Genomic DNA, 13,791 nt, shown 5'->3' with positions numbered 1-13,791 from the left:
TGGCGCTCGCTCCGCTCGCGCGTGCTCGGGGTGAGGACGGCGGGGCGATCCGAGTGGCGCTTCAGCGCCGGCCGGAGTTGAACATGCCGCGGGCGATCTCGCGGGCGGCGGTGCGCATGAAGTCCTTGAAGGCGGTGGACTTCACGACGGTCTCGACCATCGAGTCCTCCTTCTTCTCCGCCTTCTGCCGCGACTTCTCCGTGACCCGCTCGTTCTTCTGCTCGCGCGCCATCTCCTTGACGCGCGCGTCCTCGGCCGCCTTGCGGGCGCCCTCCTCGAGCTTCTTGGCCAGCAGCTCGCGGGCCGACTCGCGGTCGAGCGACTCGGCGTACTTCTTCGTCAGCGGGGACGCCGCGACGGTCGCCTCCATGTCCGCCGCCTCGGCGGCGTCCATCAGCGACTCGGGCGCCCGCAGGCGCGTCCACGCGACGGGCGTCGGGGCGCCGCGCTCGTTCATGACAGTGACGATGGCCTCGCCGATCCCGAGCGACATGATGACCTGGCCGAGGTCGTCGTACGCGCTGTTGGGGTAGGTGTTCACGGTCGCCTTGAGCGCCTTGGCGTCGTTGGGCGTGTGCGCGCGCAGCTGGTGCTGGACGCGCGAGCCGAGCTGGGCCAGGACCTCGTCGGGGACGTCGGTCGGCGACTGCGTCACGAAGAAGACGCCCACCCCCTTGGAGCGGATCAGCCGCACCGTCTGGGCGATCTGGTCGAGGAAGGCGTCGGAGGCGTCGTTGAAGAGCAGGTGCGCCTCGTCGAAGAAGAACACCAGCTTGGGCTTGTCGAGGTCGCCCTCCTCCGGGAGGTCGTGGAAGAGGTCCGCGAGCAGCCACATCAGGAAGGTGGAGAAGAGCGCGGGCCGGTCCTGCAGGTTGGGCAGCTCCAGGAGGCTGATCACTCCCCGGCCGTCGTCGGTCGTGCGCAGGAAGTCCTTGGTCTCGAACTCCGGCTCGCCGAAGAACACGTCGGCGCCCTGCGCCTCGAAGGAGATCAGCTCGCGCAGGATCACGCCGGCGGTCTGCGGCGACAGGCCGCCGATGCCCTTGAGCTCGGCCTTCCCCGCCGCGTCGCCGGTGAGGTACTGCAGCACCGCGCGCAGGTCGGCCAGGTCGAGGAGCGGCAGCCCGTTCTGGTCGCAGTAGTAGAAGACCAGCCCCAGCGACGACTCCTGGGTCTCGTTGAGGCCGAGCACCTTGGCGAGCAGCGTCGGACCGAACGCCGTCATCGTCACCCGCACCGGTACGCCGGTGCCCTGGCCGCCGATCGCGTAGAACTCCGTCGGGAAGCCGGTCGCCGTCCAGGTCTGGCCGACGCTCGCCGTACGGGCGGTGAGCTTGTCGCTCGCCTGCCCGGGCACGCTGAGGCCAGACAGGTCGCCCTTGATGTCGGCGGCGAAGACGGGCACGCCGTTCGCGCTGAGCTGCTCGGCGAGCAGCTGCAGGGTCTTGGTCTTGCCGGTGCCGGTGGCACCGGCGACCAGGCCGTGCCGGTTGAGCATGCCCAACGGGATCTTGATGTGGACGTCGCTGAGGTGCTCGGCGTCGAGCATCAGCCCGCCGAGCTCCAGCGCCGGCCCCTCGAAGCGGTAGCCCGGCGCGACCGCCTCGGAGATGGGGTCGCTGGCCGCCGGCTGTGCCTCAGGGGTCTCGGTCATACGGGGAGACTAGCCAGCGGGACGGTCGGCGACGAGGTGTCCCTCCGACGGCGTCGTTATGATCCCAGCGTGATCTTCAAGCGGGTGGGCGTCGGCCGGCCCTACCCCGACCACGGCCTCACCTCCCGCGAATGGGCCGAGCTGCCCCCGCGCCAGGTCCGGCTCGACGAGCTGGTGACCACCAAGGACACCCTGCAGCTCGACGCGCTGCTCGACGAGGACTCCACGTTCTACGGCGACCTCTTCGCCCACGTCGTGCAGTGGCGCGGCGACCTCTACCTCGAGGACGGGCTGCACCGTGCGCTGCGGGCCGCCCTGCAGCAGCGCAGCGTGCTGCACGCTCGGGTGCACCAGGCCGGCGACCGATGAGTGGTGCCCTGCGCTCGGCGCTGACCCTCGCCGTCCTGGCGCTGCTCGTCGTCGTGGCCAGCCTCTGGGGGTGGGCGGCGTTCACCGAGCCGTTCCCCAAGGACGAGCCCGTCCCGATCTGCGAGAACGCGACGATCACCGCCGGCAGCGAGGTGCGCCGCGACCAGGTCGTGGTCAGCGTCTTCAACGGCAGCGGCCGCAGCGGGCTGGCCGGTTCGACCAGCGCCCAGCTGGCGGAGCGCGGGTTCGTCGCCGGCGACGTCGCCGACTCGCCACAGCCGGCCGCCACCACGCAGATCTGGAGCTCCGACCCCACCAACCCGGCGGTCAAGCTGGTCCAGAAGCAGTTCAAGGGTGCCGAGGTCGTCCCCGGGAACCCGATCGGCGTCGGGGTCGTCGTGGTGGTCGGCGAGAAGTTCACGGCCCTGCGCAAGAAGCAGGTCGAGTCCGTGGTCGCCGAGTCCGACGCGACGATCTGCAAGGCGACCGGCTCGGAGTGAGCCCCCGGCGCCGGCTCAGTCGGCGTCGCGTCGCGAGGGGTCGCCGAGCCACTGGGCGAGCCGGCCGTTCTGGGACACCTGTCGCAGGCGCGACTCCGTCGCCTCGCGCAGCTTGCGCGGGGTGACGACCACGAGGTCGTCGCCCGAGCGCAGGACCGTACGCCGCTCGGGGACGAGGACGTCGCCCGAGCGGATCACGAGCGACACCGAGGCTCCTTGGGGCAGCCGCAGCTCGCCGACCTCGACGCCGTGCATCTTCGACGTGGGCGCGATGGTCACCTGGAGGAGGTCGGCCGCGACCCGTTCGAGCGGGGCCGCCTCCACGTCGAGGCCGCGCGGCTCGGACCGCAGGGAGACCTGCAGCAGCCGGGCCACCCTGGGCAGGGTCGGGCCCGTGAGCAGCGTGTAGACCACGACCATCACGAAGACGATGTCGAAGAGGTGGTCGGCGCCCTCGACCCCCTCGGCGAGCGGGATGGTCGCCAGCACGATCGGCACCGCGCCGCGCAGCCCGGCCCAGGAGATGAAGAAGAGGTCGCGCGCCCCCATCCGCTGGACGACGCTGCTCGCGAACACCGACAGGGGCCGGGCCACGAACGTCAGCACCAGACCGGTCACCAGTGCGTCGACCACGGTGTCGACGTCGATCCGGCCCGGGGACAGCAGCAGGCCGAGCATGACGAACAGCCCGATCTGCGCCAGCCAGGCGACACCCTCGGCGAACGACTTGGTGGCGACCCGGTGCGGCAGCTCGCTGTTGCCGAGGATCAGGGCGGCGACGTAGATGGCCGCGAACCCCGAGGCGTGCACGGCGGCAGCGGCGCCGTACGCCGTGAAGGCCAGGCACAGCACCGCCAGCGGGTAGAGACCCGAGGAAGGCAGCGCGACGCGTCGCATCAGCCAGCCGCCCGCGAAGCCGCCCGCGGCCCCGATGAGGCCACCGGCGACCAGCTCGAAGACGATCGTGCCGGCGACCTCGAACAGGCTCGCCCCGCCGATCGCGCCCGTCGAGATGATGCCGACGAGCACGACGGTCGGCGCGTCGTTGAGTCCGGACTCCGCCTCGAGCGCACCCGTCAGCCGCTTGGGCAGCGGCACGACCCGCAGCACCGAGAACACCGCGGCGGCGTCGGTCGGTGAGCAGACCGCGCCCAGGAGGATGGCCAGCTCCCACGGGAGGCCGAGCAGGTAGTGGGTGCCGACCGCCACCACCGCGACCGACACCGCGACCCCGAGGGTCGCCAGCGAGACGCCGAGCCGGATGCTCGGGCGCATCTGTCGCCAGTCGGTGGTCAGGCCGCCCTCGGCCAGGATGATCGCGAGGGCACCGAAGCCGAGCGCGTGCGCGAGCTGTGCGTCGTCGAAGGGGATGGCGAAGGGGCCGCCCTCACCGAGCAGGACCCCGATGAGGAGGTAGATCAGCAGTGAGGGCAGGCCCGCGCCCGCCGAGACCCGGACCGCGAGGATCGCCGCCAACGTCACGACCGCGCCGACCAGCACGAACGCGTCGAGCTGGTGGACGTCGAACGTCATGCAATCCTCGTGCCATCGGCGAGACGGGCTGGTCAGTGCCGCGATCCTATCGGTCGGGCCCTGCCCCTCGGACGCGGATTCCACGGTCGCGACGCCGGGGCCCGCCCGCCGCCCGGGGCGGGTCGACCCGGGCGGTCCGGTGCGTCAGAATCGTTCGCCGGAGCACGTTTGGACGGACCGCCCCGCGGGTAGGGGTCCGCCGACGAGAGGGTGTGATCGATGTACGGCGACACCGCCGCGGGCCGCAAGCGCGTTGCCCAGCTGCGTGAGCAGGGCGGCGACATCCGCGCCCTCGCCGCACGTCTGGTCTCCCAGGCCGAGGCGGTGCCGTGGCACGGCAAGGCCGCCGAGGCGATGCGCGAGCGCATCAAGGAGCGGGCCGACCACCTGCGCGCGGCGGCTGCGCAGCACGAGACCGCGGCCGAGTCGCTCGCCAGGCACCTCACCGAGGTCGACTCGCTCAAGGAGGCCATCGAGGTGCGGGCCCACAAGGCCGCCTCCCTCGTCGAGGACGCCCGCACCCGGGCCAGCGAGACCGGCGACGCCGGTTCCGACGGCGCCGAGGCCGCCCTGCTGGCGTTCGACCCTCCCCCGGCCGGTCACAAGGACTGGCTGACCGTCGACCTCCCGGGGCTCTGACATGGTGACCATCGACCTGACCACGCCCCCGGCACCGCCGGCGAGCTTCCTCGACGGCATGGCCCGGCGTCTCGCGCTGACCCTGCCCGAGCTGCGACTGGTCGCCGAGCTCGCCGGAGGGGCACCGCTGCCGTTCGACCTCGCGACCGCCGACGCCCCCGGCGCGGGCTCCCTGTCGGGGCGGCTCGGCCAGAGCCGCGGCTCCGTCGAGGACTCGGCGTACTCCGACGCCCTCGGCACGCTCCACGACCCGCACGACACGCTGCGCCGCCGTGGCCTGCTCACCGACGACGGCGCCGACCCCGGCGTCGTCGGGGCCGTGGGGTTGCTCGCCACTCCGCGGCTCGCGCTCGACATCGACGTCGCGGCCGGCTCCATGCAGGTCAAGGCGTGGCACCGCCACAGCGGCGGGGCAGTGGCCAGCCTGTCGACGTGCGACGGCATCGTCTTCGAGCTCGCCTGGTTCCCCGCCGACCAGTGGACGGTGGAGCTCGCCCGGGTGACCGCGGTCCCCGAGGACCTGCCGCTCAGCACGTCCCACGTGCCGGCGCGGCTCGACGTCCCCTATGCCCTCGCCGACGCGATCGGCGAGGCGCTCCACTCGGGTCGCTCCGACCTCGTCCCCGTGCTGATCGGCCAGGCCGACGGTGCGGTCCTCGTCGACGGTGACCCGCTGGGCGACGCCGAGGCCGCCGCTGCGGTCTCCGCCGTTCACAGCGAGAGCCGCGGCCGGCTCCGGATCCTCGCCGCCGAGGTGGGCGAGCGCGCCACGACTGCGGTCGGCGTCGTGTCCTGGGTGCTTCTCCGCGACGGCTGGCACTCCCTCACCCCGCGCCACGACGACGGCGCCCGGGTGGCGGTCGTCCGCGTCGACCCCGACGACCTGGCGACCGAGCTCGCCCCGGTCCTGGCCCAGGTGGCAACCTCATGAGCAACCTCGACATCCCGCGCGGCCCGGGCGAGACGCCCGAGGAGGCCTCGGCGTCCGTCGCGGCCGACAAGTACGACCAGATGCTCGCGCTGGCCGACCTGTTCGACTCCTCGGGCAACGAGATGCGCACCCGCGCCCGGCTCGGGTCGGAGATCCTCTCCGACGACGACGTGGTCGACTCCGGCGAGCTGTCGCGGGCCACGTGGGGACAGGCCGAGGAGGACATCCGCGCGGCCACCACCGGCAAGCACGGCCTGCTGACCCGCTCGGTGGAGCTCGATGCCGACGCCCTCGTCGTACGCGCGACGGTGCTGACCTACCGGTGGATCGACGAGCTCCAGCAGGCCGCCTACAAGACGCTCGGCTCGATCGCCGGGCGCGCGATCGGCTACCTCGCCCCCGAGGTGGCGCTCGGCGGTGCGATCGTCAGCGCCGGCCTCATCGAGACCGACGCGATGGACCGCGACGGGGTCACGGCCTACCTCAACGAGCTCGCCGAGAACAACCCCGAGCTGATGGACCACCTCTCGGGTGGGGGCGGCCTCCTCGACGGCCTGCACATGCGCTCGCTGCTCACCGCGGGCGTGCTGACCAAGGACCAGGGAGCCCAGGCCGCCCGCGGCGGGCTGCGGGCGATCGGCGTCGAGACGTTCCCGACCGATGCCGTCGCCGCGTTCCGCGACTCCGCCGGCTCGTTCGTCGAGGCCGAGCACCCGACGCCCGAGGCCGACGCCGGCGAGGGCCACCCGCCCCGCTCGCTCGAGGAGCTGATGGCCAACCTGCTGGCGGACGACCGCAGGATCAGCGTCCAGCGGGTCGGCACCGGCCGCTACATCGCCTACCTCCCCGGCAACCTCGGCCACGCCGACGGCCGGCTCCGCCTCGTCGGCGCCGACCCGACGACCTCGGCCGGACAGGTCGTGCGGGCCATCGAGCAGGCGGTCACCGACGACGACGCCCGCGTCATGCTCGTGGGCTCCGCGGCCGGAGGTGCCATCGCCGCAGAGATCGCGGCCACCGCACGCTCCGAGCGCTTCGTCGTCGACCAGGTCGTCACGGCCGGCGCTCCGTCGGCGCAGGTGCCGCGGATCCCGGGCGACACCCGCGTCCTGTCGCTGGAAGATCGCTCCGACCCGGTGGCCCTCCTCGGCTCGCTGATCAACGCCTCGATCGCCAACCGGCTGACCGTCGTCTTCGACGGCCGGGAGGCCGAGGGCACCCACGTCTACGTCGAGGGCGCCCGCGCCGCCGACACCGCGGAGCACCCCGAGGTCCGCGCCGAGATCACCCGCCTCCACGACCTCGGCTTCCTCGCCGGCTGACAGGGGTTTCGAGGCTCGCTGCGCTCGCACCTCAACCACCGAGGGAAGACGACGTCTCCGGGGGCGCCGAGCACGCGCGAGCGGAGCGAGCGCCATCAAACTCAGACAATCTTGTGCACGAACTCGCCGAGCTGGGCGAGGTTGCGGCACTCGGTCATGGGCACGACCTCGCCGTACCGGTCGGCGGCGCTGTCGCCGGTCCCCCAGTGGCGCGGGTGCTCGGGGTTGAGCCACCAGGCATGACGCGCCCTCCCGGCGAGGTCGGCCAGCACGGGCAGGGCGAGGTCGCTGTAGTTGGACCGGGCGTCGCCGAGGACCAGCAGCGAGGACCGCGGCCCGATCGCGTCCGGGTGGTCCTCCGCGAAGCGGGTCAGCGCGCGGCCGTAGTTGGTCCGCCCCCACAGCGCGGCGTGCGAGATGCTCGCGGCCAGGCCCTCCATCACCTCGACCACGTCGGCGCCCGGCCGGAACCGGTCGCTGACCTCGACGACGTCGTCGACGAACGTGAAGGCCCGGACGCCGCCGAAGGCCTCGCGCAGGGCGTAGACCAGCAGCAGGGTGAACTGGGCGAAGCTCGCGACCGACCCGCTCACGTCGCACAGCACGACCAGGTCCGTGCGGTGCGGCCGCTTGGGCTTGTGGTGCGTGGTGAGCGGCACCCCGCCGGTGGCGATCGACGCGCGCACCGTGCGGCGTACGTCGAGGGGCCCCCGCCGCTGCGCGTGCTGCTCCTTGGTGAGCCTGGCCGCGAGGCGCCGGGCGAGCGGGTAGATCTCGCGCCGCATCTCGTCGAGGTCGCTGCGCCGGGCGGCGGTGAAGTCGAGACGGTCGATCGTGGGTCGCACGGTCACGTCGGCGACGTGCTCGGGCCCCTTCTCCTCGGCGATCCGCCGCCGCGCGTCGCCCTCGACCATCCGGGTGAAGTCGCCGACCCGGCGGCCGGCCGCGCGCTGTGCCTGCGCCTCGTCGAGGCCGCCGGCCAGCAGCCCCTGCACGAGGCGGTCCATCAGCTCGGACGGCGAGACCCGCTGGAGGGAGGTGTACGCCGACCAGCTCGAGAGCCCGGGACCGCGCCCGGGCATCGCCCCGAAGCGCGCCACCGCCTCCACTGCAAGGTCCTGCAACGCCTGCCGGTCACCTGCGGCGAGCGCCTCGGCCAACGCCTCCCGGAAGCGGTCGAGCTCGGGGCCCGAGTCGCGTACGCCCTCGCCCGGCACCGCGTCCTCGCCGGCGACACCGCTGCCGATGAGCCGGGGGTAGTAGATGTCGAAGACGGCGTCGAAGGTGACCCGCTGCGGCTGGCGCTTCACGAGCGTCGCGGCGTAGGCGGCACGCACGGTCTCCCGGTCGTGCCAGTGCACCTTCTCCAGCGCGCTGATCGCGTCGAGCCCCTCGGCGAGCGACACCGACAGCCCGGCGGAGCGCAGCGCCTCCATGAAACCGATGTGGGTGTCGAGCAGGCTCATCCGGCACTCATCCCACGGCCAGCTTCAGCTCCTTGATCGCCCGCTGCTGGTCGGACGCGTGCTTGAGCACCACGCCGAGCGTGCGCGCGACGGTCGCCTCGTCGAGGTCGCCGATCTCGAGGGCGATGAGGGTGCGCGCCCAGTCGACGGACTCCGCGATCGAGGGGGCCTTCTTCAGCTCCAGCTCGCGCAGGCGTACGACGACGTCGACGAGCTGGGCGGCCACCTTGTCGTCGAGGCCGGGAACCTGGCTGGTGACGATCGCCCGCTCGCGCTCGGCGTCGGGGTAGTCGAGGTGAAGGAACAGGCAGCGTCGCTTGACCGCCTCGGACAGCTCGCGGCTGGCGTTGGAGGTGAGCACCACGAACGGGCGCCGCGTCGCCGTCACGGTCCCCAGCTCGGGGATGGTCACCTGGAAGTCGCTCAGCACCTCCAGCAGCAGGCCCTCCACCTCGACGTCGGTCTTGTCGACCTCGTCGACGAGCAGCACCGTCGGGGTGTCGCGACGGATCGCGCTGAGCAGGGGCCGGGTGAGGAGGAACTCCTCGGTGAAGATGTCGTCGTGGGTCTCGCTCCACGAGTCGTCACCGCGGCTCGCCTGGATGCGCAGCAGCTGCTTCTTGTAGTTCCACTCGTAGAGCGCCCGCGCCTCGTCGAGGCCCTCGTAGCACTGGAGCCGCACCAGCTCGGCCCCGGTCGCCCGGGCCACCGCCTTCGCCAGCTCGGTCTTGCCGACGCCGGCCGGCCCCTCGACGAGCAACGGCTTCTCCAGCGCCCCAGCGAGGAACGCCGTCAGCGCGGTCGCCTCGTCGGTCAGGTAGCCCACGCCACGCAGGCGCGCGGTCGCGTCGGCCGCGGACTCGAACCAGGTGCTCGTCACCTGCGCGAGCCTAGCCGGGCTCGCCCCGCGGACAGTCCCGGTGACCGTTCGAGGTGCAGCGGAGCGCTCGCTTCGCTCACGCCCTTCCGTTCAAGATGCCTCTGCAGAGCTTTCGCTCCGCTCAGGCTCTGCAGAGGGGGCGGGATTCGAACCCGCGGTAGGTCTCCCTACGACCGCTTTCAAGGCGGTTCCGATCGGCCGCTCCGGCACCCCTCCTCGTACGACGACGCGCGCCGCACACCGCGGGACTCTACCCAACGTCCACGCGCGCGACCCGGGGACCGCGGGCGTGGGGCGCGCGTGGTGAAATCGGGGCGTGACCGACGAGAACGCCACCGTCTACCGCCTCGCACCCGCCGTGGCGGCACGCCTGCTGGGCGTGACGCTGGTGGCGGTCGCGGTGCTCATCCTGGCCAGCACCCTGGCGATCGCGGTCCTCGACCTGCACACGGTCTTCCTGTTGGTGCCGGTGCTGCTCACCGTGGCGGTCCTCGCGGCGAGTGGGTGGGCGTGGCGCACCAAGGGCTGGATCGCCCGGCTCACCCCCGAGGGCTACCGCGTCCAGTGGGTGCGCGGTGTGGGTGCCGCGTCGGCGCGCTGGAAGGACGTCGAGGACGCCGTCACCACCACCGTCGCCGACTCCCCGGTCGTGGTGCTGCGGCTGCGGGACGGCCGGACCACGACCATCCCGGTCGAGATGCTCGCCGTGGACCGCGAGGCCTTCGTCCGCGACGTCCAGGCGCACCTCCAGCGGGGCCACGGGCTGCGCAAGTTGTGACCTGATTCGGCGCGAGCGGCGTCGGCCTTGTAACCTTCTGTGCGCCCGGCGCTGGTCGGGCATGGAGGCGTCGCCTAGTCCGGTCTATGGCGCCCGCCTGCTAAGCGGGTTTGGGGCTAAAACCCCATCGAGGGTTCAAATCCCTCCGCCTCCGCAGTGGCCGGCCCCCTTCCACGGAAGGGGGCCGCAGCCATGCCGTAGCGCCGCATTTGCAGGAACCTGCAATGCACAGACCTGCAGTCTGTTCCGCGTTACGCGCCAGTACCGGCTGGGGGAGAATGATCGTGTCATCCCCTGTGACGATCGATCATCGAGGTGAAGAGCTCATGACCCCTGTACGCCGCATCGCCGCCGCTGCCCTCGTGGCCGTGCTCGGGCTGGGAGTTGCCGGAGTCGGCATGGCTCCCGCCGCCGACGCTCTCGACATCACGTGGGGCAAGACGAAGGCCCCTCACTGAGGATCGGGCGTGCCATGATGGGCACGCAGTGAAGAGCTGAGGCACGGACCCTCTCAACCCCCCACGAGTCCTGGTCCGACGGCCTCCCCCACAGGCCCAGCCTCAGCTCTCGAGGGCAGCAACCTCTGGTTGCTGCCCTCGACCTCGTTCCGGGCCGTGCGGCCACGTCCTCAGCCAGGGACTCGGCCAAGACCTAGGTCGCTGCGCCCGTCTCGTCGGTCTCGCGGCCGGAGATCCCGCGCTTGCCCATCTCGTAGCCGAGCTGGAAGCGGGTCTCCACCTCGAACTCGTTCTTCAGGTCCGCGACGTAGCCGGCGTAGGTGCGCGGGCTGACGCCGAGCCGCTTCGCGCCGGCCGGGTCGGCACGACCCTCGAGGAGCATCCGGATGGTCATCGCGCGCTGCTCGGTGGCGATGTCGCGCATGAGGGAGGTCTCGCTGCTGGTGAAGGGACGGGCGCGCTCCCAGTGTCGCTCGAACATGTCCACGAGGTAGCCGACCAGCGAGCGGTCACTGATCACCATGGCCGCGTCCAGGCCCTCGTGGCTCGGGATGATGGCGGTGCGCCGGTCGACCACGATCAGGCGGTTGAAGAACTCGTCCAGGGTGCGCACCTCGGCACCGGCCGCGGTCACCGTCGCGACGTACTTGCGGGTGTCGGCGCCACGACGTGCGGCGTGCTGGTAGAGCGTGCGGATGGTGACGCCGCGCTTGAGGGCGGCGATCTCGTGGGCGACCGACTCGTTGAGCTGCTTGATCCCCCGGCGGTACTGGGGTTGCGCGGTGAGCACCTCCTCCTGGGCGTCGCCGACCAGCGACATGATGAAGGTGCCGATCGTCGCGGTGCCGCGGATCTCCGCGAAGGGACCACCCACGGCGCCCGGCGAGCGACGCCACGCCTGGGAGAGCGCACTGAAGGCCTGCGCCCAGTGCGCCGACTCCGCGATCAGCTCGGCGCCCTGCTGGCCGAGCGGGGCCACGACCTGCGCCTGGACTGCAGCAGGGTCGACAGCGCGCCAGTGGGCGCCGTCCTCCGACTTCACCACGAGCCCGAGCTCGACGAGGATCCCGAACGCCTCGTGCAGCTCGCCGCCCTTGGCGATGCGCTCGTCGGCGGCGCTGACGCCGCCGGAGGTCACGATCTCCTCGTAGAGAGGGGTGGCGTGGTCCTCGAACACGCTGCGCTCGCGCTGTCCCAAGGGCATGACTCACCTCCCGCTTCCCCGACCCAGTGGGAGGATCGTGCCACACCACCGTGCACCGTCCTGCCGGGAAGCAGGCATCACGACGGCACCGACCCGCCCCCGGGCAGCCGGGGACGGGTCGGAGGTGGTCGTACGGGCGTGGCTCAGGCGTCGAGTCGCGCCTTCAGGGTGTCGAGCTCACTCCAGAGGACGGCCGGGAGGTCGTCGCCGAACTTCTCGAACCACTCCTCGATCTGCGGGATCTCGGCCTTCCACTCGTCGGCGTCGACCGCGAGGGCCTGCGTGAGCTGCTCCTCGGTGAGGCCGAGGCCCTCGACGTCGAGGGAGCCCGGGGCCGGGACGTGCCCGATCGGGGTCTCGACCGCGGCGGCCTGGCCGTCGATGCGCTCGATGACCCACTTCAGGACGCGGCTGTTCTCACCGAAGCCCGGCCAGAGGAAGTCCCCGTCCTCGCCGCGGCGGAACCAGTTGACGTAGAAGATCTTCGGCAGCTTGGCGGCGTCGTTGTCCTTGCCGACGTTGATCCAGTGGCCGAAGTAGTCGCCGGCGTTGTAGCCGATGAACGGCAGCATCGCCATCGGGTCGCGGCGCACCACGCCGACCGCGCCCACGGCCGCGGCGGTGGTCTCCGAGGAGAGCGTCGCACCCATGAACGTGCCATGGTTCCAGTCGCGGGCCTCGGCCACGAGCGGGATGGTCGTCTTGCGGCGGCCACCGAAGAGGATCGCGTCGATCGGCACGCCCCGCGGGTCGTCGTACTCGTCGGCGAGGATCGAGCACTGCTTGATCGGGGTGCAGTAGCGGCTGTTGGCGTGGCTGGACAGCTCACCGGTCTCGGCGGCGATCTCCGGGGTCCAGTGCTCGCCCTTCCAGCTGGTGGCCTCGGCCGGGGTGTTCTCCAGGCCCTCCCACCAGACGTTGCCGTCCGGGGTCAGCGCCACGTTGGTGAAGACCGAGTTGCCCTTGCGGATGGTCTCCATGGCGTGCGGGTTGGTGTGCTCGTTGGTGCCGGGCGCGACGCCGAAGAAGCCGAACTCGGGGTTCACCGCCCACAGGCGGCCGTCCTCGCCCACGCGCATCCAGGCGATGTCGTCACCGATGGCCTCGACCTTCCAGCCCGGGATGGTCGGCTTCAGCATGGCGAGGTTGGTCTTGCCGCAGGCGCTCGGGAAGGCGGCGGCGACGTACTTGGTGACGCCCTGCGGCGAGGTGAGCTTGAGGATCAGCATGTGCTCGGCGAGCCAGCCCTCGTCGCGCGCCATGACCGACGCGATGCGCAGGGCGTAGCACTTCTTGCCGAGCAGGGCGTTGCCGCCGTAGCCCGAGCCGAAGCTCCAGATCATCCGCTCCTCGGGGAACTGGACGATGTACTTGGTGTCGTTGCACGGCCACGCGACGTCGGCCTGGCCCGGCTCGAGCGGCATGCCGACCGAGTGCAGGGCGGGGACCCACTGCGGGGACTCGCCGGCCGCCTCGAGCTCCTCGATCCGGTTGAGGACCTCGGTGCCCATGCGGGCCATCACGCGCATCGAGACGGTGACGTAGGCCGAGTCGGTGAGCTCGATGCCGAACATCGGGCGCTCGGCCTCGACGTGACCCATCACGAAGGGGATGACGTACATCGTGCGGCCCTTCATGCAACCGGCGTAGAGCCCGCGCATGAGGTCCTTCATCTTGTCCGGGGCCATCCAGTTGTTGGTGGGGCCGGCGTCGCGCTCGTCCACCGAGCAGATGTAGGTCCGGTCCTCGACGCGGGCGACGTCGGTCGGGTCGGAGGCTGCGTGGAACGAGTTCGGCATGACCTCGGGGTCGAGGCGCGTGAAGGTGCCGGTGGCCTCGAGGGAGGCAGTGAGCTGCGCCCACTCCTCGTCGGATCCGGTGCACCAGTGGATGGAGTCGGGCTGGGTCAGCTCGGCAACCTCCGTGACCCACGCCAGGATGCCCTGGTGGGTGGTCGGAGGAGTCGTCTGCGTGTCGATCGTGGCGGTCATGACCGTTTCCTTGAGCGTGCGTAGCGGCTGGTTCGCGCGGCCTCGTTGTCGGCGACTTGCTCGGAC

Annotated in this window: 13 protein-coding genes and 2 tRNA genes; 8 read left to right on the top strand and 7 right to left on the bottom strand. The window is 71.8% G+C overall.

The window, feature by feature from the left end; all coding sequences use genetic code 11:
• Nucleotides 1–61 precede the first annotated feature (61 nt).
• Nucleotides 62–1,654: a helicase HerA-like domain-containing protein gene (locus ASC64_RS20060; protein ID WP_056909322.1), complete on the bottom strand. Its 1,593-nt coding sequence runs from the start codon at nucleotides 1,652–1,654 to the stop codon at nucleotides 62–64.
• A gap of 69 nt (nucleotides 1,655–1,723) precedes the next feature.
• Here ASC64_RS20060 and ASC64_RS20055 point away from each other — a divergent pair, with 69 nt between their 5' ends.
• Nucleotides 1,724–2,023 (top strand): type II toxin-antitoxin system VapB family antitoxin, encoded by a 300-nt coding sequence (locus tag ASC64_RS20055; protein WP_056909321.1) that lies wholly within the window; start codon nucleotides 1,724–1,726, stop codon nucleotides 2,021–2,023.
• Complete coding sequence (locus ASC64_RS20050; RefSeq protein ID WP_056909320.1) at nucleotides 2,020–2,523, top strand: LytR C-terminal domain-containing protein; 504 nt, start codon at nucleotides 2,020–2,022, stop codon at nucleotides 2,521–2,523. Before ASC64_RS20055 ends, ASC64_RS20050 begins: the two co-directional genes overlap by 4 nt.
• Before the next feature lie 15 nt (nucleotides 2,524–2,538).
• Here the strand turns inward: ASC64_RS20050 and ASC64_RS20045 are convergent, their stop codons facing one another.
• The gene (locus ASC64_RS20045) at nucleotides 2,539–4,056 is read right to left on the bottom strand and encodes a potassium/proton antiporter (RefSeq protein WP_056909319.1); all 1,518 of its coding nucleotides are present in this window, start codon (nucleotides 4,054–4,056) and stop codon (nucleotides 2,539–2,541) included.
• A gap of 219 nt (nucleotides 4,057–4,275) precedes the next feature.
• Between ASC64_RS20045 and ASC64_RS20040 the strand changes: the two genes are divergently transcribed.
• From ASC64_RS20040 to ASC64_RS20030, 3 genes are read left to right on the top strand one after another with little or no spacing between them, the layout of a single operon-like run.
• Nucleotides 4,276–4,695: a hypothetical protein gene (locus ASC64_RS20040; protein ID WP_082550674.1), complete on the top strand. Its 420-nt coding sequence runs from the start codon at nucleotides 4,276–4,278 to the stop codon at nucleotides 4,693–4,695.
• 1 nt (nucleotide 4,696) lies between these two features.
• Nucleotides 4,697–5,626 carry a hypothetical protein gene (locus ASC64_RS20035; protein ID WP_056909318.1) on the top strand — a complete coding sequence of 310 codons (930 nt, stop codon included), beginning with the start codon at nucleotides 4,697–4,699 and terminating at the stop codon, nucleotides 5,624–5,626.
• Entirely contained in the window at nucleotides 5,623–6,948 is a 1,326-nt protein-coding gene (locus ASC64_RS20030; protein WP_056909317.1) for a hypothetical protein, read from the top strand. Before ASC64_RS20035 ends, ASC64_RS20030 begins: the two co-directional genes overlap by 4 nt.
• Before the next feature lie 101 nt (nucleotides 6,949–7,049).
• On the opposite strand, the gene ASC64_RS20025 is transcribed toward ASC64_RS20030, so the two are convergent.
• From ASC64_RS20025 to ASC64_RS20015, 3 genes are all read right to left on the bottom strand, one after another.
• Entirely contained in the window at nucleotides 7,050–8,414 is a 1,365-nt protein-coding gene (locus tag ASC64_RS20025) for a VWA domain-containing protein (RefSeq protein WP_056909316.1), read from the bottom strand.
• Between the two features lie 7 nt (nucleotides 8,415–8,421).
• On the bottom strand, nucleotides 8,422–9,294 hold the full coding sequence (locus ASC64_RS20020) for an AAA family ATPase (RefSeq protein WP_056909315.1): 873 nt from the start codon (nucleotides 9,292–9,294) through the stop codon (nucleotides 8,422–8,424).
• A gap of 131 nt (nucleotides 9,295–9,425) precedes the next feature.
• Nucleotides 9,426–9,510 (bottom strand) — tRNA-Ser (locus ASC64_RS20015).
• Between the two features lie 100 nt (nucleotides 9,511–9,610).
• On the opposite strand from ASC64_RS20015, the gene ASC64_RS20010 reads away from it, so the two are divergent.
• The 3 genes from ASC64_RS20010 to ASC64_RS23050 all read left to right on the top strand — a co-directional run bounded on the left by ASC64_RS20010 (nucleotide 9,611) and on the right by ASC64_RS23050 (nucleotide 10,530).
• Nucleotides 9,611–10,072, top strand: a complete 462-nt coding sequence (locus tag ASC64_RS20010; RefSeq protein ID WP_056909314.1) for a hypothetical protein — start codon at nucleotides 9,611–9,613, stop codon at nucleotides 10,070–10,072.
• A gap of 63 nt (nucleotides 10,073–10,135) precedes the next feature.
• Nucleotides 10,136–10,226, top strand: a tRNA-Ser gene (locus ASC64_RS20005).
• Between the two features lie 172 nt (nucleotides 10,227–10,398).
• On the top strand, nucleotides 10,399–10,530 hold the full coding sequence (locus ASC64_RS23050; protein ID WP_268788257.1) for a hypothetical protein: 132 nt from the start codon (nucleotides 10,399–10,401) through the stop codon (nucleotides 10,528–10,530).
• Between the two features lie 193 nt (nucleotides 10,531–10,723).
• On the opposite strand, the gene ASC64_RS20000 is transcribed toward ASC64_RS23050, so the two are convergent.
• Together ASC64_RS20000 and ASC64_RS19995 are read right to left on the bottom strand one after the other, a co-directional pair.
• Nucleotides 10,724–11,734 (bottom strand): TrmB family transcriptional regulator, encoded by a 1,011-nt coding sequence (locus ASC64_RS20000; RefSeq protein ID WP_056909313.1) that lies wholly within the window; start codon nucleotides 11,732–11,734, stop codon nucleotides 10,724–10,726.
• A gap of 143 nt (nucleotides 11,735–11,877) precedes the next feature.
• Nucleotides 11,878–13,725 (bottom strand): phosphoenolpyruvate carboxykinase (GTP), encoded by a 1,848-nt coding sequence (locus tag ASC64_RS19995; RefSeq protein ID WP_056909312.1) that lies wholly within the window; start codon nucleotides 13,723–13,725, stop codon nucleotides 11,878–11,880.
• Between the last annotated feature and the right edge of the window lie 66 nt (nucleotides 13,726–13,791).

It is taken from the genome of Nocardioides sp. Root122, from assembly GCF_001425025.1.
Lineage (GTDB): Bacteria > Actinomycetota > Actinomycetes > Propionibacteriales > Nocardioidaceae > Nocardioides.
The sequence above is the reverse complement of the archived record's forward strand: the minus strand, read 5'-3'. Positions and strand labels throughout refer to the sequence as shown.